The organism is Hymenobacter sp. YC55 (genome assembly GCF_029433095.1).
Taxonomy (GTDB): Bacteria; Bacteroidota; Bacteroidia; order Cytophagales; family Hymenobacteraceae; genus Hymenobacter.
Genome location: NZ_JARNTX010000001.1, coordinates 1,049,102 through 1,071,752 on the forward strand (window position 1 = coordinate 1,049,102; position 22,651 = coordinate 1,071,752).

Annotated in this window: 14 protein-coding genes; 4 read left to right on the forward strand and 10 right to left on the reverse strand. The window is 56.8% G+C overall.

Annotated elements, in window-relative coordinates:
- Positions 1-9 precede the first annotated feature (9 nt).
- The 6 genes from P1X16_RS04465 to P1X16_RS04490 all read right to left on the reverse strand — a co-directional run bounded on the left by P1X16_RS04465 (position 10) and on the right by P1X16_RS04490 (position 9,302).
- Positions 10-459: a VOC family protein gene (locus tag P1X16_RS04465; protein WP_277226652.1), complete on the reverse strand. Its 450-nt coding sequence runs from the start codon at positions 457-459 to the stop codon at positions 10-12.
- Positions 460-592: 133 nt separating this feature from the next.
- A complete protein-coding gene (locus P1X16_RS04470) occupies positions 593-1,657 on the reverse strand; it encodes a PmoA family protein (protein ID WP_277226653.1) in 1,065 nt (354 codons plus the stop codon).
- Positions 1,658-1,675: 18 nt separating this feature from the next.
- The gene (locus tag P1X16_RS04475) at positions 1,676-3,031 is read right to left on the reverse strand and encodes a Gfo/Idh/MocA family oxidoreductase (RefSeq protein WP_277226654.1); all 1,356 of its coding nucleotides are present in this window, start codon (positions 3,029-3,031) and stop codon (positions 1,676-1,678) included.
- A 37-nt stretch (positions 3,032-3,068) separates the two neighbouring features.
- On the reverse strand, positions 3,069-4,466 hold the full coding sequence (locus P1X16_RS04480) for a DUF1080 domain-containing protein (RefSeq protein ID WP_277226655.1): 1,398 nt from the start codon (positions 4,464-4,466) through the stop codon (positions 3,069-3,071).
- A gap of 60 nt (positions 4,467-4,526) precedes the next feature.
- The gene (locus P1X16_RS04485; protein ID WP_277226656.1) at positions 4,527-6,185 is read right to left on the reverse strand and encodes a RagB/SusD family nutrient uptake outer membrane protein; all 1,659 of its coding nucleotides are present in this window, start codon (positions 6,183-6,185) and stop codon (positions 4,527-4,529) included.
- 33 nt (positions 6,186-6,218) lie between these two features.
- Positions 6,219-9,302, reverse strand: a complete 3,084-nt coding sequence (locus tag P1X16_RS04490; RefSeq protein WP_277226657.1) for a TonB-dependent receptor — start codon at positions 9,300-9,302, stop codon at positions 6,219-6,221.
- A 647-nt stretch (positions 9,303-9,949) separates the two neighbouring features.
- Here P1X16_RS04490 and P1X16_RS04495 point away from each other — a divergent pair.
- The 3 genes from P1X16_RS04495 (at position 9,950) to P1X16_RS04505 (ending at position 13,299) form a co-directional block, all read left to right on the forward strand.
- Complete coding sequence (locus P1X16_RS04495; protein ID WP_277226658.1) at positions 9,950-10,927, forward strand: FAD:protein FMN transferase; 978 nt, start codon at positions 9,950-9,952, stop codon at positions 10,925-10,927.
- Positions 10,924-12,141 (forward strand): Gfo/Idh/MocA family oxidoreductase, encoded by a 1,218-nt coding sequence (locus P1X16_RS04500; protein ID WP_277226659.1) that lies wholly within the window; start codon positions 10,924-10,926, stop codon positions 12,139-12,141. The genes P1X16_RS04495 and P1X16_RS04500 overlap by 4 nt, the downstream gene beginning before the upstream one ends.
- A 114-nt stretch (positions 12,142-12,255) precedes the next feature.
- Complete coding sequence (locus P1X16_RS04505; protein ID WP_277226660.1) at positions 12,256-13,299, forward strand: LacI family DNA-binding transcriptional regulator; 1,044 nt, start codon at positions 12,256-12,258, stop codon at positions 13,297-13,299.
- A gap of 6 nt (positions 13,300-13,305) precedes the next feature.
- Here P1X16_RS04505 and P1X16_RS04510 read toward each other — a convergent pair whose 3' ends face one another.
- Positions 13,306-14,466: an MFS transporter gene (locus tag P1X16_RS04510; RefSeq protein WP_277226661.1), complete on the reverse strand. Its 1,161-nt coding sequence runs from the start codon at positions 14,464-14,466 to the stop codon at positions 13,306-13,308.
- Between the two features lie 111 nt (positions 14,467-14,577).
- Here P1X16_RS04510 and P1X16_RS04515 point away from each other — a divergent pair, with 111 nt between their 5' ends.
- Positions 14,578-16,302, forward strand: coding sequence for a beta-xylosidase (locus tag P1X16_RS04515; RefSeq protein WP_277226662.1), 1,725 nt, complete (start codon positions 14,578-14,580; stop codon positions 16,300-16,302).
- 187 nt (positions 16,303-16,489) lie between these two features.
- On the opposite strand, the gene P1X16_RS04520 is transcribed toward P1X16_RS04515, so the two are convergent.
- The 3 genes from P1X16_RS04520 to tkt all read right to left on the reverse strand — a co-directional run bounded on the left by P1X16_RS04520 (position 16,490) and on the right by tkt (position 22,574).
- Complete coding sequence (locus P1X16_RS04520; RefSeq protein WP_277226663.1) at positions 16,490-17,500, reverse strand: glycoside hydrolase family 43 protein; 1,011 nt, start codon at positions 17,498-17,500, stop codon at positions 16,490-16,492.
- Between the two features lie 93 nt (positions 17,501-17,593).
- A complete protein-coding gene (locus P1X16_RS04525) occupies positions 17,594-20,431 on the reverse strand; it encodes a bifunctional transaldolase/phosoglucose isomerase (RefSeq protein ID WP_277226664.1) in 2,838 nt (945 codons plus the stop codon).
- Between the two features lie 91 nt (positions 20,432-20,522).
- Positions 20,523-22,574, reverse strand: coding sequence for a transketolase (tkt, locus tag P1X16_RS04530; protein ID WP_277226665.1), 2,052 nt, complete (start codon positions 22,572-22,574; stop codon positions 20,523-20,525).
- Between the last annotated feature and the right edge of the window lie 77 nt (positions 22,575-22,651).

Sequence of the window (22,651 nt, forward strand, 5' to 3'; positions counted from 1 at the left end):
AAGAAGGCTCTACTTGGCGTCGTTGATTTCTATCCAGTAGCCATCCGGGTCTTGCAAGTAGATCTGCTTGACGCCGTCGGCCCGGACGGTGGGCGCTTGGGCGTCGCCTTTTAGGTTGGTGTAACGCACCTTTATCTTTTCCAGGCGGGTAGTCAACGTGGTCAGGGAAGGCACGCTAAAGCAGAGGTGCACGTTTTTCTCGGGCGTCACTGTGCAGGTTCCTTGAATAATGTGCAGCTGCAAACCGGGGCCTATCTTAAGCCAGGTGTGGTGCCCGTCGTTAAATGGGTTGGGTGTTTCCTCAAGCTCCAAAACCGACTTGTAGAAATTGTTGCTAGCGGCAAGGTCGCGCACGCAAATAGCGGAGTGGTTGAAGGTTAGCGCGTTTTTCGACTGCGCACTCGCAAATTGTAGCCCTACTATGCTAAGCACCAGAAGGGAAAGAAGGGCACGTTTCATTTAGTGGTTTTGCTTGATGAGTTGTGAACTTGGCACAAGATAAACAGGATGGCAAAAGAACCTAATGTGGCTCTCTTACCATCCTGTTTTCTTGGCCTAGTTTCGGCGCTGCCTACGGCAAGTAGGTTCGTTGCTACTTCACGGCTACGTTCTTCTTGGCGAAGTCGGCGGCGGCTTGGTTGAGCTGCTTGGCCGAGAGGGTTTTGCTGCCTTCGTCAATCAGCACGCGGTAGCGGAACGTCACCGATTCGCCTTTCTTGAGCTGCAGGTTTTTGGCGGTGGCGCCGTTGGTGAAAATCTTTTCCCCGAGCGGATTAGCTGCAAACAACCCGTAGCCGCGAGCATGCCAGAACGTGGGATAGTTCGGGTTTTTGGGGTGGTCGAGGATGGCGATGCTCACCGAATCCTGGCCCATTTTGCCATATACCTTGCACCACGCGGCGCGGGTGCTCCAGGCATCGTTGCCGCGCTTGCCCGTGCTGGTGAGGTAGGTACCGTTCGGAACTTTGTCGGTACCGGCTTTTACCACCGTCACGATGCCTTTGCTGTCGGTGAACTTCTCGTCTTTGTCGCTCGGGATTTGCAGCTCGTGCGCCAACCGCAAGCCAAGCAGGCCGTCCTTGGCATCGGTAAACGTCACCTCCGTGTTGGCCTTGAGGGTGGTAACCCGGTCGATGGTCCGTTCCCGGTCGGTGCCGCTGAACTCGAAGCGGGTGTTTTCTTCTAGCAATATCTCGTTTTTCTGGTTGGTCCAGTTGGCGTGGTAGGCCAGTGTGCCGGTGGGGCCACTGGTGGTTTCCAAGATCTTATCGGTCTTGATCCAGCCATACGAGCCTTTTTTCTCGGCCGGAATGGCGTAGGAGTTGTTCCAGAAATCCAGGCCGTTGACATTCTCGAAGTTGAACCACAGCCCAAGGTGGTGGGGGTGGTCGTTGGGGTCGCCGGGCTTAGGGGCCACCGGGAAACCACGCGTCACGACGGTACCATTGGCGGCGTGCAGTGGGTACAAAACCGGCTTTTCAAGCGTGTCGGGATATAGCAGGGTGGTGAACAACTGCTTGCCCACAAACACGTCAATCTTCTTGGCTTTCGGGTCCTTCACCACGCGCACTTGCTCGGTTTTTTGAGCTTCGGCAACGGAAATGCAAGTCAGCGCCAGCAACAAGGCGCCGGCGCAGGGTAGGGTGGCTAATTGCATCAGGTCTTAATTAAGTGCTTAGGCCACAAAGGCTTTGCCGCCCACCATCACTTCCTGCGTTTTCTCGTCGAAAGTAGCCTTCATGCCGGTGTGCACGGCCGCATTGGTCATGATGGTGGCAATGGAGTGGCTGTAGCCAGCCTCAACGGGCGCATTGGGCTGCTTGCGGCTGCGCACGCACTCCATCCAGTTGCGGACGTGGTTGGAAGTCAGCTTGTCGCCGCCCGTGTTGGCCGAGGCAATAACCGGCTCCGCTGCCGACAAACTAGCCGAAGCCAGCAGATTGGGTTGCATCTTCATGGCCTCGGCCATCTTTTGCGTGAGCCCGCCAGTCGGCGAAATGGTGTTGGTGTTCAAATTCAGCTCGCCCCCGTTGGAGTAGTAGATTTCGGTGGGCTTTTCGTCGCCGTTGTGCATCCGGGAGCCGAACGTTACCTGGAAGCCTTTGCTCATGTCATTCGTTGGGCCGTAGTCGAACACGGCGGTGATAGTGTCCCAATTGCGGCGGCCATCTTTCCACATGTAGATACCACCATTGGCCACCACGCTGCGCGGGTGCTGCAAGCCCGTAAACCAGTGTACTGTATCAATCTGGTGACTCATCCACTGGCCCGGCAAACCCGACGAGTAGGGCCAGAACAAGCGGAACTCCAAGTATTTGCGCGCGTCAAACGCCTCAGTGGGCCGGTTCATCAAGTAGCGCTTCCAATCCGTATCCGATTCCTTGAGCTGCGGAATCAGGTCGGGGCGGCGCCAGCGGCCGGGCTGGTTCACGTTCCAGGTCAGTTCCACCATCGTGATGGGGCCAAACTTGCCGGATTTGATGAATTCCTCGGCAGCATGATAGTTGGCGCCGCTGCGGCGCTGTGAGCCGATTTGCACAATTTGTTTGGAATTCTTGATGGCTTTGAGGGCCGCCCGGTTGTCTTCCATGGTTTCGGCAAACGGCTTTTCCACGTACGCGTCGCAGCCGGCTTTCACGGCCTCAATGGCGTGTAGCGCGTGCTGGAAGTCGGCGGTGCTGATGAACACGGCATCCACTAGCTTCTTGTCGTACATCTCCTCGTTGTTGCGGCAGGCCACTACGTCGTGCTGCAGCTTCTCTTTCCAGGTGGCGGCGCCTTCTTCCCGGCGCTTTTTCCAGATGTCCGACACGGCCACCACGTCGAAGTTCAACTCCTTGTAGTGGTTCATGAAACACGGAATGTGGGAGCTTTTATGGCGGTCGGAGAAGCCTACCACCCCAACGCGCACCCGGTCGTTGGCGCCAATAATGCGTTTGTAGCTGCTGGCCGACCAAGCAACCTGCGAAAACATCACCCCGGCGCTGGCCAGGGCGGTTGTTTTAAGAAAATCACGACGTTGATATGACATGAGAAAGGAAGGTTGAAGTGGTGAGGAAGGCGACTGTTTATTTCAATTCTTTGATTTTGATGCTCCGGAACGAGACGTTGTTGCCGTGGTCTTGCAACAAGATATGACCCGCAGGAGCCTCTCCGAAGTTCGGCCAAATTTTGTATTTGCTGATGGCTACCAGATCTTTAAACTCCTTGGAGCCGCGCGTATATTCCAGCACCTTAGCGCCGTTCAGGTAGTGCTCCACCCGGTTGTCGGGGTACACCACCACGCGCCCTACGTTCCACTCGCCGATCTTGTGGATGAAGCGCGGATTCTTATCGGCTTTCTTGAGGTCGTAAAGCGAGGCCAACGTGCGGTTGCCGTCGCGCCCAAGCTTGGCATCGGGGTGCAGCTCATCGTCGAGCACTTGGTATTCCAACCCAATGGCCGAGCCCTCGCTTTTCTCGGCTAGTGTCACGAAGTATTTCACGCCGCTGTTGGCGCCCGGCGTCAGCTTGAACTCGAACGACAGGTCGAAGGCCTTGTATTGACCGTTGGTGACGATGTCGCCGCCGTTGGTGGATTCCTTGCCCTCCGACGGCAGCACGCTCATGGTGCCATCATTCACCTGCCAGCCTTTGGTGGGGAAGGCGGTGCCTTTGGCGCTGCGCCAGCCCGTCGAGGATTTACCATCAAACAACAGCTTCCAGCCGTGCTCTTTCTCGTAGGGCGTGAGCATGTTGGGCATGAAGTTGACCACGTAGATGTCCGTGGGGAAGGCACTCGGCTTGAGGTTGGTGGTGTTGATTTTGATGTTTTTGAAGTAGACCTTTTTGCCTTCCTGCTCTTTGGTGGTGATGCCGTGCACCTGCAAACCAATAAAGCCGTTGGCATCTACGGGGTCCACCACGTAAGCCACGGGCGTGCCGTTCAGCCAGGTTTTCATTTCGTTGCCGATGCACTCCACTTTCACGTGGTTGTACTGCCCTACCTTGAAAAGCGGCTTGGCCTTGGGGTTCAGATCCAGCGGATACAGCCACTGCCGGCGCGCCTCGTCGTACACGCCCCCCGACCAGCTCCGCTCGGAAGGGTCAATTTCCACCTGCCGGCCGTAGACCTTGTTCTCGAAGCCGGGCGTATTGAAGTGGCTGCGCGTCTGCACACCCGAGTTGCTGACGTTGCTTTCCAGCATGATGTCTAGTTCCAACTGAAAGTCGCCGTACTCTTTCTCGGTGACCAGAAACGTGTTGCCGGAATTCATAACCGTTGTCCCGACGATGGCACCGTTTTCCACTTTGTAGTCGGCGGTGCCGGCCAGGCGTTTCCAGCCGGTCAGGGTTTTGCCGTCAAACAAGTTCTGCCACGTATCGGCGGCTTTGGTGGGAGTGGGAGCCGGGGTAGGACCGGGTGCAACAAACGTTAAGGCCGCCCATGCGGCACCGAGGGTTACAGCTGTGACTTTTTCTAACATGGTAACTTTTGGAAGGTGAGTGTCGAAGCAGTGGCGCTGCTAGTAGGCAGCGCCTACACGCTAGTAGCCAGGGTTTTGTGGAAAGGAAGCAGCACCGCCCGCAGTGCGGTCAATTTGGTCTTGCGGAATAGGACGCAGTTCGTGCTTGCCGGCTCTGATGTTTGCGGCGGCGTCGGGGTTGTAGAGTTTCACTCGCTCCACCAACAGACCCCACCGCTTTAAGTCAAACCAGCGGAACATCTCGCCCTGCAACTCCCGCTCCCGCTCTTCCATGATGAAGTCCATAGTCAGTTGGTTGGCGGTGATTTGCATGGCAGCTTCTTTGCCGGGGAAAGCAGCCCGCCGACGTACGGCGTTGATGAAAGGTAATGCTTCGGCAGCTTTGCCGCTTTTCAGCAACGCCTCTGCGGCAATCAGGTACGTTTCGGCCAGGCGGAACATCAGGAAGTCGCGGCTGCCGGGCTGGTACTGCAAGTCAGGGCGGAGCGGATCCAGAAACTTGGTGAGCGTCGGGAACAAGTTAGGCCGGTATAAGCTGGGTACCATCACTTGGTAAGGTTTTTTGGCCCGTTGTGCCAGTGGCATTTCATAGCCCGGCAAGTAGATGGCCGTGTCGCCTAATTTAAGAGTTACCGATGGTTTCGACGTGTCGAAGAGGTTGGTGAACGTGCCGGGGTTGTTGCAGTAGTACACGGTTCGGTAGCTCTTTTGGTAGCGAGAATCGTTGACCCGGTCCTTGAACACCGTTTCCAGCATGTACGTCGTGGGCCGGAAGCGCCGGAAGGGGCGGCCAATGGTCACGTCGCGCTTCATTCCGGCCTGAACATCGTATTCCATCACGTAGTACAGGTGCGTCTCGTTGCCCACGCCATTGGTGGTAGGGTCGGAGGTGTACTGCGTCGCGAAAATCACTTCCTCGTTGATTTCCCCGGCGCCCTGCTGAAATACACTCGCGTAGTCGGGCAGCAGCCGGTACGAGTAGTTCTTGATGACGTTTTGGGCGTACGTAGCGGCTTTCGTGTAGTCGTCGGAAGCGGCGGCTACCGACGTGGCTTTGGTTAGGTACACCCGAGCCAGCAGGTGTTCACAGGCGCCTTTCGTTACCCGGCCGTATTCGGGAGTGGTGGCCGTCAGATCGGGCAGCGCCGATTCCAGGTCCTGCACAATGGCCGCGTATACCTCTTTGGCCGGCGTCCGGGTGGCTTCCTTGTTGGCGGTTATGTTCTGGTTTAGTACCAGCGGAATATCGCCGTACTGTTGCACCAACACAAAATAGTGGTGCGCCCGGAGCACTTTCACTTCCGCCACCCGCCGCTTTTTTACAGCTTCATCAAGGCCCGTCACGTTCGGCGCTTGGTCGATAACGGCGTTGGCCGTGTTGATGCCGATATAAAAAGCATTCCACACATCAATGATGGGCTGCGTACGGCTGTCGAGCTGGGTGGTGTACTGGTTTATGTACTTGTAGGTGCCATCCGAACCGAACGTGTAGGTATCGGTGCCGAACACGGTCAAGTTCATGCCGTTTTCCCGGCCGTAGAAGTCACGCAATGACGAGTACACGGCGCGCACGCCAGCTTCGAAACCGGCCGGCGTGGTAATATATTCGGCGCCAACTTGCGACACCACTTTTTCGTCGAGTAAGTCTTTGCAGGCCGTGGAGGCCAGCGAGAGCAGAACGGCTGCTACTATGGATTTGCTGTATGCGAAGGTCTTCATGTCGTTCTAATTGAGAGTGCGGGCCTGAGAACCTTAGAATTTGGCGTTGAGGCCGAACGTGATTTGCCGAACCGAGGGAATCTGGTTGTTATTGACCACATCCGAGGTTTCGGGGTCGATGCCTTTATACTTCGAGCGGTATTCGGCGAAGATGAACGGCTGCTGAATGCTGGTGTACAAGCGCAACCCGCTAAGCTTTAAGCGTTGCACAATGCCCTGCCCGACGTTGTAGCCGAAGTTGATGTTGCGCACCTTCACAAAGGAGCCATCAAAGTATTGCAGCGTGGTGTTGTAGATCGGGAACTCCTGGTCTTTGTTGGGGCGCGGGAAGTCGTTGGTGGGGTTGTTTGGCGTCCAGTAGTTGATGTCCAGGTTGTTGTAGCGGCCCGCCAAGTTGTTGTTGGTGGTGTGAAAGTCGCTGCGGATCATGTTGCCGATGCGGGCGTAGATAAAGAACGACAAGTCGAAGCCCTTGAACTCGAAGCGGTTGGTAACGCCGCCCGCCCACTTCGGTATCGTGGAGCCCAGAATAATCCGATCGTTGACGGCGTCGATTTTGCCGTCGCCATTCTGGTCTTTGATCTTGATCTGCCCAACCCGCTGACCAAAAGAAGCCGCATCCGATTCCTCGCCTAGCTGCCAAATGCCAATCTTCTCGTAGTCGTAATACACCTGTAGCGGCTGACCGATAAAGCGCTGGTTGCCAATGTCACTGCTTTTGCCATTGAACAGCTCGATGATGGCTTCGCGGTTGCGCGTGTACTGCAAATCCGTCGACCACCGGAAGCCGCTAGCCGAGTTCACGTTGACGGTAGTTAGCGTCACTTCAACGCCGCGGTTGCGGGTGTGGCCTACGTTCTGGAGTACCCGATCAAAGCCGTTGGAAATAGGGAGCTGGTTGTATAGCAGTAAGTTGCGCGTATCTGCCTGATACGCTTCCACCGAACCAGAAAGGCGGCCGTTCCACATGATAAAGTCAATACCAACGTTGGCCGTGCTCGTGGTTTCCCACTTCAGGTCGTTGTTGGCAATGGTGCCTACCCGGTAGCCATAGGCCGGCGCCGTGCCAAACGCGTAACTGGTGCGGGCCAGCAAGCTCTGGGTTTGGTAAGGCGAGATACCCGTGTTGCCGATGGAGCCGTAGCTGCCGCGCAGTTTCAGCTGATCCAGGAAGGAAAGGTTGTCCAAGAAGGCCTCGTCGCTCAAGTTCCAGCCCACGGCCACGGAGGGGAAGAAACCGTACTTGTTGTTGGAGCCAAAGCGCGAAGAGCCGTCGTAGCGGCCCGTCAAGGTCAGCAGGTATTTCTCTTTGAAGTCATAGTTCACCCGGCCCATAAACGACTGCAACGTCCAGGTCTGTAGGTCGGTACCGGGCGCGTTGAACGAGCCGGCCTGCCCGAGGTTGTAGAACTCCTGCGACTCGGCCGACACGGCGTTTACATCAATGAAGCTGGTTTCGTAGTTGTCGCGCTGAACGGAATGCAGGGCCGTTATGCCCAGGTTGTGCACTGTGTTGAACACCTTGTTGTAGGTCAAGATGTTCTCGATGGTATAGTTGAAGCGCTGGCCGTTTTCGACGCGGGCCGTGGGGGCGCCATTGCGCCGGGCGTTGGTGAGGGTGCCGGTGAAACGACCAAACCGCTGGTTGGTGAAATCAGGACCGAAATTGATGCGGTACTTCAGCCCGTCCAGGATTTTCCACTCGCCATACACACTGTTGAAAATGCGGACCGTTTTGGTTTCCGCAATGTTGGCACCCTTCACCACTTCCGACGCCGGATTGGAACGCAAGCCGTCGGGGGTAGGCAGGAAGATGATGTTGCCTTGATCGTCGAAGGGCCGACCGAGCGGATTTTCCGACAGCGCCCCACCGAAGGGGTGGAAGCCCCGAACCACGTAGTTAGGGTTCGGGAAGCCATCAAAGGCCGGGTTGTTGATCGGACTGTCGGCGCCGTTGTTGATGCTGTACACCCCGAACGTGGAGGTACCTATTTTAATCCGGTCGTTGATTTGGTGGTCGAGGTTGACGCGGAACGTGTAGCGGGTGAAGTCGGTCCGTTTCAGGATGCCTTTTTCTTGGAAGAAGTTGCCGGAAACCGAAAACTGCGTTTTCTCGCTGCCGCCCTGCACGCCCACCTGATGGCTCTGAATGGAGCCGGTGCGCAACAGCAGTTTCTGGTAGTCGGTGCTGCGGCCTTGGGCAATGCCCTCAAGCTCCACGGCGGTGAAGGTTTTTTGGTCGGAAGTTGTTGGGTCGTTGTCGAGGTAAATGCCAGCCGTGCGGTACGCTTCCCGCTTGTATTCGGCAAATTCAGAGCCGTTCATCACGTCCACCTGGCCTAGTGCCTTCGAGAAACCCGCGTAGGCATCGTAGCTCACCACGGTTTTACCGGCTTTGCCGCGCTTGGTGGTCACCAGCACCACGCCGTTGGCACCGCGCGAGCCGTAGATACCAGTAGCCGAAGCATCCTTGAGCACCTCCAAGGAGGCAATATCCTGCGGGTTGATGTCATCAATACCACCCGCAACGGGTATTCCGTCCACTACATACAGCGGGTCGTTGGAGGCATTGATGGAGCGGCGGCCCCGGATGCGGACCGTTACGCCGCCGCCCGGCTCACTGCCCGACTGAATTACGTCGACGCCCGCGGCGCGGCCTTGCAGCGCTTGGCGGGCGTTGGTAACGGGCAGCTCCGCTATTTCCTTGGACGTAACCGAGGAAATGGCACCAGTGGTCTGGCTTTTCTTTTGGGTGCCGTAGCCCACCACTACCACGTCGGCTAGCGCCTGCGAATCTTCCTGCAGCGTAACGTTGATTTGCGTGCGACCAGAAATATTCACCGTCTGGGCCACCAAACCCACCGAGGAAATAACGAGCGCAGTACCTCCAGCGGGTACTTGCACCGTGTACTTACCATCGGGGTCGGTGCTGGTGCCGGCAGTCGTGCCTTTCACCTGAATGGTGACACCCGGCAAGCCGGCCCCTTTGCTGTCAACTATGCGGCCACTTATTTGGGTTGTGCCTTGCTGTGCCCACGCCCCCGAGGCGAGACACAAGAGCAGTAGCAACAGCAGAAGAGGCACTCTGCGAATGGGAGGAGAGTAAAGTGCAGTCATAAAATGGTGGGGTGTGTGGAAGAATGAAGAAAAACTGTGGTTTGGCAATGTCCTAGTCATGCTTCCAGTAGGAGCTTGCTATCTAGAGGCGCAACTCTAGTAGGTATCGCTAAGCTAGAGGCAAACAGTATCAGGTAGATAGCTTAACCGGGTCTTTAGTTACGCAAACGTTTTCGGAAAATGCAATCGATAGCATAAGCGCACTCCGGTATTGTTGGCAATTCAACTAGGAGAAACAGCAGGCAGTAAGCGTACTTCGGCTATAAAGTGCCGATAGTAAAGCAGTAGCAGATAGCGCATACTGCAGAGGAGCAAAAGCGAAAGGAGTTGCTATCGGTGGTTATATTAAATATATGGCTTACTGTAACTCTCCTGTACTCTCCCGAATGCTAATTTTTGCTTAAGAAATACAGCGTCGTTGGAATATTGGAATAGAGGAACTGAAGTGCCAGGTATACTTAAAGTAATGAGTAGTATTACCAAGCGGCAGCAAATACCGGTATCTACAGGATGCTCAGTACTTGCTAATTAGTGAACTTGATTACGAGTGCGAGGCGGCAGTATTTTAGGGCAAGCCTTGCCGCAACCGCTACGCATCCACCTGCTTATTGTCCTCGGTCATGAACTGTGGTGTTCTTCTTGCCTTTGTGCTATGGCTGCTCCCGGCCGATAGAACCCCGCTGCGGCCTTTTCAGCTTAGTGGCTACGCGCAGGGAACCACGTATTCCATCACCTACTACGCCCCCGACAGCCTCGTTACAAGCGCAGAAATAAGGCGTCAGCTAGCCGAAATTGATGCATCCCTGTCGCTCTATCAGCCCAACTCGCTGATCAATCAATTCAATCAATCAGGTACTGGAGTGGTGGCCGACCGGCATATGCGGGTAGTGGTTGGTAAAGCGCTGGAAGTGTACCGGCAGACCGACGGCTTGTTTGATGCCACCGTGCAGCCGCTGGTGCAGGCGTGGGGTTTCGGCACTCGCCCCACCGAAACCGCTCCATCGGCGGCCGTCATCCAAGCGATTCTGCCAGCTATTGGCTCCGATAAAATTCAGTTGCGCGGCGACTCTCTGCTAAAAAAGGTAGCGGCGGTGCACCTCGACTTAAATGGTATTGCTCAAGGCTACACCGTGGACGTGCTAGCTTCCTTATTGGAGCGCAAACGCATCCGCAATTACTTAGTGGAGCTTGGGGGCGAAATCAGGGTGCGCGGGCGCAAACAGCCGAGCGGGGACCTGATGCGCATTGGCATTGAGCGGCCCGATAGCAGCGGCTGGCAGCTGCCGGGCATGCAGCAAGTCATTGAGTTAAGCGCCGGTGGAGTGACTACCTCCGGTAATTATCGTAAATTCAAGCAGGAAGGAGCCGTGCGCAACGCTCACCTCATCGACCCGAAAAGCGGCTACCCATTTCGGAACGAAATGATCAGCGTAACGGTAGTAGCGCCAGACGCTATGACGGCCGACGCTTACGATAATGCGCTGATGGGCATGGGCTTGTCGAAAGCATTAGCATTTTTGCGTACGCACCGCGACCTTCAAGCCTACTTCATTTATCAGCGCCCCAACGGCACGGTAGCCGATACTGCCTCCCAAGGATTCCAACGATTATTCTCCCACCCATGATCCACCTTCCCAGACGAGAATTTTTGAAGTCAACTGGCCTCCTGACTGGCGGCCTGCTGCTAGGCACCCAGTTAGGAGAAGCTTTTGCCGCGCCCGTGGCTGCCGATAAATTAAGAATTGGCATTATCGGCTGCGGCGACCGGGGCACTGGTCTACTTAAGATTTTGCAGGAGCTGCCTGATAAGTACGAAGTAGTGGCCCTATGCGACGAACTGCCATTTCGCCTGCGCGATGCGCAAAAAATAGGCTCGGCCAACAAAGCCAAAACCTACGCCGACTACCGTGCGCTCCTGGATTCGCGCAACGTGGATGCCGTCATTATTTCGGTGCCGCTGAACATGCACTATGCTGTGGCCAAAGCCGCGCTACTGGCCGGCAAGCAGGTGTACCTGGAAAAGACGATGACCCACAACATCGAGCAGGCGACGGAACTGGTGACAATCGCGCAGCAGCGCCCCAACCAGATTCTGCAAGTTGGGCATCAGTACCGCTACTCGCCGCTGTACTACCGTGTCAAGGAAATGATAGACCAGGGGTACTTGGGAAAAGTAACGCAGATTGATTGCCGCTGGGACCGGAACGGCAGCTGGCGGCGGCCGGTGCCCGAGCCGAGCCTAGAGCGCAAAATCAACTGGCGCATGTACCGCGAGTATTCCGGGGGGCTGGCCGCCGAACTGCTTTCCCACCAGATCGACTTCATCCACTGGGCCTTCAACACGTACCCGGATGAAATCTTCGGTACCGGCGGCATCGACTACTACAAGGACGGCCGCGAAACGTACGACAACGTGCAAGTGATGGTGCGCTATGCCCGTGAAGGCATGGTCGGCAACTTTGGCGCCACTTGTGGCAACGCCCGCGACGGGTATCTGTTCAAGCTCAAAGGCACCAAGGGCACTATTTCGCTGCTCATTGACCAAGGCATCTATTATCCGGAAAAGGAGACGCTGAAGCAGTACGGCACCGTGGACGGTGTAACGGGCGCCACCAAAATCACCTGGGACAAGAACGGTGGTATCCCCATCACCACCGAGCCGCTGAAAGATGGGTCTTGGTACGCGCTGAACGAGTTTCACAAGGCCGTACATGAGAAAAAGCTGCCCGATTCCAACGTCTTTACGGGCGCGCGGGTGGCCTGCGCGGTGTACATGGCCAATCAAGCCATCTACAACCACACCATCGAGAAGTGGCGGCCCGAGTTTAATTTCAGCTAACCGGCAGCGAATCACTCTAGTACGCTCAGTTTTGTCATAACGATGACCCGTGTAGCATCCTTGTTTGCTGCTCGCGGGCTCGTTATGTATAATTTATACTTCATAACTTGAGTTATGAAACCCGTTAACCTCAAACGCTTAGCCGAGGAACTTAACCTTTCCGTTGCCACAGTTTCACGGGCACTCAACGATCGGTACGACATCTCGCAGCCCACCAAAGACCGGGTGCGGGAGTTGGCTAGAAAGCTTAACTACGAGCCCAACCCCTACGCCAGCGGCTTGCGTCGGCAGAAAAGCAAAACCATTGGGGTGGTTATTCCGGAGGTGGCCAACCATTTCTTTTCGTTGGTAATTAACGGAATAGAAGAAGTAGCCCGTGCCAACGACTACCACGTACTGATTTATTTAACGCACGAAGACTACGAGCGTGAGGTATCGGTGGCGCGCCTATTGGCCAGCGGCCGGGTGGAGGGCATCATGATATCGGTGGCCAGCGGCAGCCAGGACTACAGCCACCTTGATTCGTTGCAGGAAAAGGGTATACCGCTGGTTTTCTTCGACCGGGTGCACGAAGAAATAGCCACCGCCAACGTGACAACCAACGACTATGAGAGCAGCTACGAAGCCACGCGCCACTTGCTCGATACTGGTTGTCGGACTGTTGCTCACCTAAATCTTTCCAAAAGTTTATCCATTGGGAAGCGTCGGTTGCAAGGCTACAAGGATGCTCTGCAGGCCAACGGCATTGCGTACGACGAAGAACTGGTGGTGCACGCGCAGGCAAACAAGGCGCAGGACATCCAAACCATTCAGGAGCTGCTGTTAAAGCGCCCCGACATAGATGGGTTTTTTGCCTCCGTTGAGAGCTTGGCTATGTGCTGCTACGAGGCCTGCCGCAACCTCAACCTATCTATTCCGAACGACATCAAGGTTATTGGCTTTTCCAATCTGGAAACGGCATCGTTGCTGGACCCGCCCCTCACCACCGTGACGCAGCCAGCGTATGACATCGGGAAAGAGGCTGCCAAAATCTTGTTCCGCGCCATTACCAAGAACATTCCTGTAGCCGCAAGTCAGAGCATGGAGCTCAAATCGGAGTTGATTGTCAGGGGCTCAACTGCTGCATCAGTGGATTTGGTTGCGGCAAAGGCCCATTAAGAGTTGCTAAGCCGGAGTGCGCACTTTGGCGGGTTTGGTGGTAATGCCAGCGGCCAGCACACCCACTGCGGCACCCATTATAGCCACTAGCGCAAAAGAAATACGCAGGCTGAACACCTCGCCCAACAAGCCAATCAGGGGCGGGCCCAGCAGAAACCCGAAATACCCGATAGTGGAAACCAGGGCCAAGGCCACGCCGGGAGCTACAGTGCGCGCCTGCCCGGCAGCCGAGTAGGAGAGGGGCGTAACCGAGGCAATGCCAAAGCCCACAAGCAGAAACCCGATAATAGCGGGCACTAGGTAGGGTAGCAACACAGCCATCAAAAGCCCCGAGGCAATAAGGGCGCTACTGACTTGCAACATCCGGGTGGCCCCGAACCGATGCGTAAAGTAGTCGGCGAGGAAGCGGCCGAGGGCCATGGTGCTCATGCAGGCCACGTAGCCGCTGGTTACCAGCGCAGCATCGGGCCGCACCACCCGCTGAAAATACACCCCGCTCCAATCGAACATACAGCCCTCGCAGAGCATGCCGCAGAACGCAATAAAGCCGATGCGTAACAGGTAAGGTTCGGGGCGCCGCAAGCTCATGCCGCCGGCCTCGCTGCCTTCGTCTTGGCGCAAGGTGAATTGGTGGGCCACCGCAATAAGGAGTACTCCCAAGCCTGCTACCAACAAGAAGTGGGAGAGGGGCGTCTGCTGCCAGCCGATGAGCAGTGTGCCAAGCGCGCCACCCAGGAAGCCCGCCAAGCTCCAAAGCCCATGAAACGAGCCCATGATAGGCTTGCCGTAGTGCGCTTGCACGTTGATGGCCTGCGTATTGACGGACACATTAAGCAAATTGCCGGCGAAGCCAAACAAGGCCAGCGCGGGGGCCAAGGTCCAGAAGCTTTCCACCCAACCCAGCAGTGGCAGAAATACCGCGTACAACGCCGCCGACAGCAAAACTACCGTTCGGCTGCCCCATGTATGCACCATCCAGCCGGCCAGCGGCAGCGCAATCATCGACCCTACGGGCATGGCCAGTAGCAGCTGACCGATGTCTCCCTCACTCAAGCCGAGCTTCAAACTGATATCCGGAATGCGGGAGGCCCAACTCGCGAAACAGATGCCCGCTTGGAAAAAAACAGCCGCAACGGCAATCCGGCTCTTGGTAGTGGAAGTCAACATATCAGGGTTTAGGCAGCTGCAAAGGTACGAGCAGTTACACAATCGGTTGTGTTTGCCGCCTAGGAATGGTAGCTTGTCCCGCGCCTCTTTCCACCCGTACTTTTCTGCTGCATGAAAAAATTTGTTTCGCCTCCGCGTACACTGCATCGTCACTTGCTTGGTTGGCTGACCCTGGCAAGCGTATTGGCCGGTCCTTGCACCGTTCAGGCGCAGGCGCCTACCGCTCCGGTAACTATTCAAGTGGATTTGGCGAAGCCAAAAGGCCCGATGTACCCCATGTGGGCGTATTTCGGGTACGATGAGCCCAACTACACCTACATGAAGGATGGGCAGAAGCTGCTCACTGAACTAGCGGCCCTGAGCCCCACCACCGTGTACGTGCGGGCCCACAACCTACTTACCACCGGCGACGGTACGCCCGCCCTTAAATGGGGCTCGACCAACGCCTACACCGAAGACAAAAAAGGGCGGCCCATCTACAATTGGAAAATAGTCGACCAGATTTTCGATACCTACTTGGCGCGGGGCATGAAGCCTATTGCTCAAATCGGGTTCATGCCGGAAGCCCTGTCGTCGCACCCGGTGCCCTACCGGCACTATTGGAAGCCCGGCAAACCCTACGACGAGATTTACACTGGGTGGGCTTATCCGCCTAAGGACTACAAGAAATGGTCGGAGCTGGTGTATCAGTGGGTGAAGCACTGCGTAGCGCGCTACGGCGAAGCGGAGGTGAAAAGCTGGCCGTGGGAGCTGTGGAATGAGCCCAACATCGGCTACTGGAAAGGCACGCCCGAAGAGTACAGCAAGCTTTTCGATTACACGGAAGACGCCGTGCACCGGGCCTGCCCCGGCATTCAGCTTGGCGGCCCCGAAACTACTGGCCCTGGCTGGGACAAAGCCGCCAACTTCCTGAAAGACTTCCTACAGCATTGCGCCACCGGTACCAATTACGCCACCGGCAAAACCGGCACCCGCCTCGACTTCATCACCTTTCACGCCAAAGGCGGGCCCAAAGTGGTAGACGGTCACGTGCGCATGAACATGGGCACGCAGCTCAAGGACATCACCGAAGGCTTCAAAATAGTAGCCTCGTTTCCGCAGTACAAGAACCTGCCTATCATCATCGGCGAAAATGACCCCGAAGGCTGCGCCGCCTGCTCCGTGGACCTGAGCCCTGAAAATGCCTACCGCAATGGCACCATGTATTCCAGCTATACGGCCTCTGCCTATTCCCACCTCTACGAATTGGCCGACGAGTACAAAGTCAATTTACTTGGGGCAGTGAGTTGGTCGTTCGAGTTTGAGAACCAGCCCTGGTTTGCTGGTTTCCGCGACTTAGCCACCAACGGTGTCGATAAGCCCGTGCTCAACGTGTTCCGAATGATGGGCCTCATGGGCGGGCAGCGGGTAGCCGTCAGCAACGCCAGCGCCCTCACCTTGCCCGAACTGCGCGAAGGCGCACAAAGCCAGCGCGCCGACATTAGTGCCCTTGCGTCCACCAATGACCGTTCCGCCAATGTCCTCGTCTGGAACTACCACAACGACGACCTGCCCGCCGCTGCCTCCGAAGTGGAAATTGAGCTGCAAGGCCTGACCGCGCCGCAAGCCCTGGTGCAGCACTACCGCATCGACGGCGAGCATAGCAATTCCTACACTACGTGGCAGAAAATGGGTTCCCCGCAAAACGTAACGGCCGCCCAACGCACCGAACTCGAACAAGCCGGTCAACTCGCCCTGCTCGACTCGCCAACGTGGGTGAAAACCAAAGACAACAAAACCACCCTGCGCTTCAAACTCCCCCGCCAAGGCGTGTCATTACTACACCTGACTTGGTAGTCGCATAAACAGACTTCTCTTCACTAATCAATCAGGCCGTCATGCTGAGCTTGCCGAAGCATCTCGCGTGCTGACGTCTGATTACTATTCCAACATCAGCACGCGAGATGCTTCGGCAAGCTCAGCATGACGGGCTTTTACCTTTCAGCAACTAGGCAAATGCGCAAAGAAGCGCTAACGGATACCTTTACTTCGCTGGCTTAACGCCTTCGGTGGTCATTACTACGCGCTTGAGCGTGCCGTCTTTGTTGTAGTACAGGTAGTCGATGCACACGGAACGGCGGAAGCTGCCACCCTCGGTGTTGATGGCGCCGTTGTGGTAAATGAAGTACGACTGGCCTTTGAAGTCGATGATGGACTGGTGGTTGGTATTGGAGTTGCCGGCTATTTCGTTGAGGATGCCTTTGTACTCCCACGGTCCCTCAATCTTGCGGCTCATGGCGTAAGCTATTTTCTCTGGAAAGCCCGTAGCATACGAGAGGTAATACCAGTCGCCGCGCTTGTGCACCCAAGGCGCTTCCGTGAAATTGGGCAGGGCCACCTTGTTGATAGGACCATCCAGCTCGGTCATATTAGGCTTGAGCTTGGCATAGTAGCACGTGGTATTGCCCCAGAATAAGTAGGCTTGACCTTTTTCGTCTATCCAAACCGAAGGGTCGATGTCGGCCCAACTAATTTTGTCGTCAGGCGTCATGTCGCTCGAAATCAGTGCCGACCCGCGGGCGTCTTTGAAAGGCCCAGTGGGATTATCAGACACTGCCACGCCGATAGCTTTGCCATTGATGGTGGCGTGTTCCACAGCTGCATACCAGTAGAATTTGCCGTTGCGCTCAATCACTTGCGAGGCCCACGCATCATCTTTAGCCCATGTGAAATCCTTCACGGCGAGGGGGGACGGGTGCTCGGTCCAGTTCACCATGTCGGTGGAAGAGAAGCATAGCCAGTCGTGCATTACGTAGCGCTCCTGCCGGGCAGGGGCTTCGTCGTGGCCGGTATAGAGGTACACGGTGCCCTTGTGCACGAAGGCGGCCGGGTCGGCGGTGTACTTCTGCTTTATAATGGGGTTGCCAGCCGTAGCCGCAGCCGTTGAAGCCGGATTTTGGGCTAGGAGCACAGGGGCTGTTACTAAACTAAGTAAGCCAACTAGTGTGGCTTGGCGGAAAAGCAAACGAGCCTTTTTAGGAAGTCTTTTCGTCATTCTGAACGGGTGGGAAATTACACAATCGATTGTTAAAAATGAGCTAAAAAACCGGCCTGATAGTAGCACCAGGCCGGTTTTTAACTCGTTAGCTTACTTCGCTTGTAGCGTAGCTGCTTGCAATGCCGTCAGTACGGTTTGCAAACCTTGCTCGGCATCGGCACCGAGGTGGATGTGCAGCGTGCGACGGTCGTAGTCGTGCAGAGCTTGCAAGTCGCCGGCGGCTTGCGCGTTCTGGAACGTGCCGAACGTGTATGAGCGGCCGGGGAGCGGCAAATCCTGCGGATGGTCCTTGGTGAACTGCACAAACAGGCCAGTGTTGGGGCCGCCTTTGTGGTACTGACCCGTAGAGTGCAGGAAGCGCGGGCCATAACCGGAAGCCGTAGCAATGTGCAACTGCTCCTGTACCTGCGCCCGGAACTGGTCGAGGCTCTGGTTGAGGGCCGGCGTTTCGGTCAGATAGGCTTGCAAGCAGAGGAAGTCGCCGGCCTTGGCCTGGTCGAAGAAAGCTTGCAGCACCTCGGCGGCATCGGAGCCCGAAACGGAGGTATAGTAGGCTACGCCGTTTTCAGTAACAACGGGTGCGTCGCCTTCAGGTAAGCTGCCTTCCTTTTCCACCACTTTCATCAGCGCGTCGGTGGCCGTTTTGGCGGCTTGCACGTTGGGCTGGTCGAAGGGGTTGATTTCCAGCACGGCGCTAGCCACGGCAATAGCCACTTCCCAGCGGAAGAACTCCTGTCCGAAGTCAAGTGCTTCTTTGATGGTGATGCGCACTACCGGATGGCCAGCCTGCTCTAGGGCTTGCAGCGCCTGCTTGTTGGCGTCGTCGGCTTCGTTTTCGTAGCTCACATACACAAACACCCGGTCTTGGCCGTACAGGGCAGGCTCGCGCACTGGCTCGCCGGCAATCGGCATGATGCCGGTGCCTTGCTTGCCGGTGCTTTCGGCTGTGAGCTGCTCCAGCCACAACCCGAAGCTGCTCAGCGACTCCGGCACAATCAGCGTCAGCTTGTCACGGCCTTGCTTGGCTAGTACGCCGAGCGCTACACCTAGCTCCAAGCCAGGGTTTTGCTCTACGGCGCCGTAGGCCCCGCAGGCGCGCATCATCAGGATGGCGCGCTCCAGAATTTCGCCGGTGCTCAACCCGTACATAGCGGCGGGTACCAAGCCGAAGTACGTGAGGGCCGAGAAACGGCCGCCTACTTCGGCAAAGTTCAGGAAGATGTGGCGGTAGCCCTGCGCCGTAGCCGAAGCCACGAACTTAGAGCCCGGGTCGGTAATAGCCACGAAGTTCTCGCCAGCTTTGTCGCCTTTGATCTGCTTTACCTTGTCGTAGAAATAGTCACCAAACGCCAGCGGCTCGGCCGTAGTGCCCGATTTGCTGGCCACAATGAACAGCGTATCGGCCAGCGGCACCGATTCTTCGATGCGGTGTACCGTGCTCGGGTCGGTGGTGTCGAGCACCGAAATGGGGAGGCCGTTTTCGCCTTGCTCGAAGCTCTCGGTGAAGACAATAGGAGCCATGGTGCTGCCGCCCATGCCCATCACCACTACGTGCTTGAAGCCCGCATCCTTCACTTCCTGCGCAAACTGCTCGATGGCAGGTACAGCGGCCACCATGGTTTCGGCTACGCGCAACCAGCCCATGAAGCTACGGATGCTTTCCTGCGCTTCGGCGTCTTGCACCCACAAATCGGCTTGCTTGTTCCAGAAGCCTTCGGTGAAGTTCTTCTCGTTGAACTCCTTCACCTTGGCATCCACATCAGCCTGATACTGACCGAGGGCCAACGTGGCCGGCGCCGTCGTTTCGGCCAGGGCTTGCACCCGCTTTTTCTCGATCGAGTCCATCAGCTTGCCGAAGGGCTCGTTGAATTTCTTGGCGCCGTCAACTTCCAGTGCCTGCGTTTGCTCTTCCAGGTTGATGCCTAGCTCGGGCAAGCGGCGCAGCACTTCGGCGGCTTTGTCGAGGCCTTCTTCCAGGCGGGCGGCGGGTTGGCCTTTCTCCCGGAAGATGTCCAGCGTTTCGGTCGGCACGGTGTTCACCGTTTTCGGCCCGATCAGGTTCTCGATGTATTTCAGGTCGTCGTACTTCGGGTTTTTGTTGCCGGTGCTGGCCCACAAGAGGCGCTGCGTATCGGCACCGTGCTTTTGCAACTCCTCCCAACGTGGACCCTGGAAGATTTCCTTGTAGATCTGGTACGCTTGCTTGGCGCTGGCCAGGGCTACTTCGCCCACCATCGACTGCGCTAACTCGCCTTTCTCGCCACCTTCGGCCGCTAGTTTCTCTAGCATCGGGTCGATCAGCACGTCGATGCGGCTGAGGAAGAAGCTGGCTACCGAATCGATGTTGTCGAGGGGCAGGCCGGCTTTCACCCGGTCTTCGAGGCCGGCAATGTAGGCTTCGGCCACTAAGCGGTAGCGCTCCAACCCGAAAATCAGGGTCACGTTAACGTTGATGCCTTCGGCGATGAGCCGGCGGATGGCGGGCAGGCCTTCCAGCGTAGCGGGCACCTTAATCATCACGTTCGGACGGTCCACGGCTTTCCAGAAGCGCATGCCTTCCTCGATGGTGCCTTCCGTGTCGTTGACCAGCTTCGGCGATACTTCCAGGCTTACGTAGCCATCAGAGGAATTATCGTGGCTGTCGTAGAGCGGGCGGAACAGGTCGCAGGCGTGCTGTACGTCGGCAATGACCATCTCCGTGTAGATTTCGTCGGTGGTCTTGTTTTGCAGTGCCAGGCTGCGGATGGCCGAGTCGTAGTCGTCGGAGCCACCAATGGCCTTCTCGAAAATGGCCGGGTTAGAGGTAACGCCGCGCAACGCCTCGTGGTCGATGCGGCGCTTCAACTCACCGTTAATCAGAATTTTGCGACGAATGAAGTCAAGCCAGATGCTTTGGTCGAACTCGCGGATGGCAATTAATGGGTTCATGACAAAGGAATAGAGTAGAAAGGAATGGGTGTAAGTGGTAGGTAGGTGTGCGGATTAGAAATCTAACCCGCACACCTACGTGCGCTACCCCTTACGAAACCACTTGCTTTTGGTCTTCTTCGGCAGGCTGTTCTTGCAATACCGAGTGGGCAGTTTTCACTACGTTCTCCACCGTAAAGCCGAATTCCTCGAACAGGTACTCCGCCGGAGCCGACTCGCCGAAGCGGTTCATGCTGATGCTGGTGCCTTCGTCGGTAGCGTACTTAGCCCAACCGATAGGGGAGCCGGCCTCGATGGTCACGCGCTTGCGCACCGATGGCGGCAGCACCTGCTGCTGGTAAGCCTTGTCTTGCTTCTCGAATAGCTCCCACGACGGCATGCTCACCACGCGGGTGGCAACACCTTCGCCTTGCAGCGCCTTCTGCGACTCCAGTGCCAAGCTCACCTCCGAGCCGGTAGCAATAAGAATAAGCTGCGGCGTGCCACCGTCGGCTTCGCTCAAGATGTAGGCCCCTTTAGCTACCCCCTCACGAGCCGAGCCAAGTACCGTCTGGTCGAAAATCGGCAGTTTCTGGCGCGACAAAATCAGGCAGACGGGCGACTTGGGCGTGGTCATGGCAATGCGCCAGGCTTCGGTGGTTTCGTTGGCGTCGCCCGGGCGCAGCACCACGATGTTCGGGATGGTGCGCAACGATACTACTTGCTCGATGGGCTGGTGCGTAGGGCCATCTTCGCCCAAGCCAATGCTGTCGTGGGTGAAAACGAACGTAGCGGCCGATTCGGCCAGGGCCGTGAGGCGAATGGCGCCGCGCATGTAGTCGGAGAACGTGAGGAAGGTACCGCCGTAGGTGCGTACGCCCGCGTGCTGCGACATGCCGTTCATGATACCGCCCATGGCGTGCTCGCGCACCCCAAACCAGATGTTGCTGCGCTCGTAGTGGCCAGGCTGGAAGCTGTCGTCACCCGACTTGTCCATTTCATTGGAAGATGCCAAGTCGGCCGAGCCGCCAAACATGAAGGGCACCGCTTTCTTGATGGCCGTTAGGGCCTTGCCAGAAGCCTGGCGGGTGGCTAGTTCGCCATCGGCAGGGGTGTAAACAGGCAGGTCCTTATCCCAACCTTCGGGCAATTCACCGTTAAATGACACGTGGAACTGCTGGGCCTCAGCCTGGAATTCCTGCTCGTACTGCTTGAATTTGGCGTCCCACTCTTTTTGCAGCTCGGCACCTTGCTGGCCGGGCTGGCGTAGGTGCTCGTACACCTCCTCGGGTACTACAAAGCTGGCCTCGGGGTCCCAACCAAAGAACTCTTTGGCTTTCTTCACGTTGTCGGGGCCGAGCGGGCTGCCGTGGGCTTTGTTGGTGCCGGCCAGCGGCGAGCCGAAACCGATGATGGTCTTGATCGAGATAATCGAGGGCTTCTCCGTTTCTTCCTGCGCGGCTTTGATAGCGGCTTCGATTTCATCGAGGTTGTTGCCGTCCAGCACGTGCTGGGTGTGCCAGCCGTAGGCCTCGAAACGCTTCATGGCATCTTCGGTGTACGCCAGGCTGGTGGGGCCGTCGAGGGAGATGTCGTTGTCGTCGTAGAGGTAGATGAGCTTGCCTAGCTTCAGGTGACCCGCCAACGAAGCTGCCTCCGAGGCAATACCTTCCATCAGGTCGCCGTCGCTCACAATAGAGTAGGTGTAGTGGTCTACCACAGCGTGGCCGGGCTTGTTGTACACGGCCGCTAGGTGTGCTTCGGCCATCGCCATGCCCACGCCGTTGGCGAAGCCCTGGCCCAGCGGACCAGTTGTTACCTCGATGCCAGGCGTCACGTTCGATTCAGGGTGGCCAGGCGTACGGGCACCCGGCTGACGAAACTTCTTTAGCTCGTCCATGGTCAAATCGTAGCCATACAGGTGCAGCAGGCTATAGATCAGCGCCGAGCCGTGGCCCGCCGACAGTACGAACCGGTCCCGGTTCGGCCACTTGGGGTCTTGCGGGTTGAAGCGCAGAAAGCGCGAGAACAACACGTAAGCCATAGGCGCTGCACCGAGCGGTAGACCTGGGTGGCCGGAATTAGCTTTCTGTACCATATCCACCGACAGCAGGCGGATGGTGTTTACACTTTGCTGATCGAGGGAAGCAGAAGGATTACTCATGAGGAAATGAAGAAGGGTTGTATGTGCTTGGTTGCGTAAGAAATGTGTGCATCCGGCCCGCGTTCAGATAGGATGGA

Bases quoted from the DNA above. Each gene is read 5' to 3' on its own strand.
- P1X16_RS04465 (WP_277226652.1), bottom strand. From the start codon at position 459: ATGAAACGTGCCCTTCTTTCCCTTCTGGTGCTTAGCATAGTAGGGCTA.
- P1X16_RS04470 (WP_277226653.1), bottom strand. From the start codon at position 1,657: ATGCAATTAGCCACCCTACCCTGCGCCGGCGCCTTGTTGCTGGCGCTG.
- P1X16_RS04475 (WP_277226654.1), bottom strand. From the start codon at position 3,031: ATGTCATATCAACGTCGTGATTTTCTTAAAACAACCGCCCTGGCCAGC.
- P1X16_RS04480 (WP_277226655.1), bottom strand. From the start codon at position 4,466: ATGTTAGAAAAAGTCACAGCTGTAACCCTCGGTGCCGCATGGGCGGCC.
- P1X16_RS04485 (WP_277226656.1), bottom strand. From the start codon at position 6,185: ATGAAGACCTTCGCATACAGCAAATCCATAGTAGCAGCCGTTCTGCTC.
- P1X16_RS04490 (WP_277226657.1), bottom strand. From the start codon at position 9,302: ATGACTGCACTTTACTCTCCTCCCATTCGCAGAGTGCCTCTTCTGCTG.
- P1X16_RS04500 (WP_277226659.1), top strand. From the start codon at position 10,924: ATGATCCACCTTCCCAGACGAGAATTTTTGAAGTCAACTGGCCTCCTG.
- P1X16_RS04505 (WP_277226660.1), top strand. From the start codon at position 12,256: ATGAAACCCGTTAACCTCAAACGCTTAGCCGAGGAACTTAACCTTTCC.
- P1X16_RS04510 (WP_277226661.1), bottom strand. From the start codon at position 14,466: ATGTTGACTTCCACTACCAAGAGCCGGATTGCCGTTGCGGCTGTTTTT.
- P1X16_RS04515 (WP_277226662.1), top strand. From the start codon at position 14,578: ATGAAAAAATTTGTTTCGCCTCCGCGTACACTGCATCGTCACTTGCTT.
- P1X16_RS04520 (WP_277226663.1), bottom strand. From the start codon at position 17,500: ATGACGAAAAGACTTCCTAAAAAGGCTCGTTTGCTTTTCCGCCAAGCC.
- P1X16_RS04525 (WP_277226664.1), bottom strand. From the start codon at position 20,431: ATGAACCCATTAATTGCCATCCGCGAGTTCGACCAAAGCATCTGGCTT.
- tkt (WP_277226665.1), bottom strand. From the start codon at position 22,574: ATGAGTAATCCTTCTGCTTCCCTCGATCAGCAAAGTGTAAACACCATC.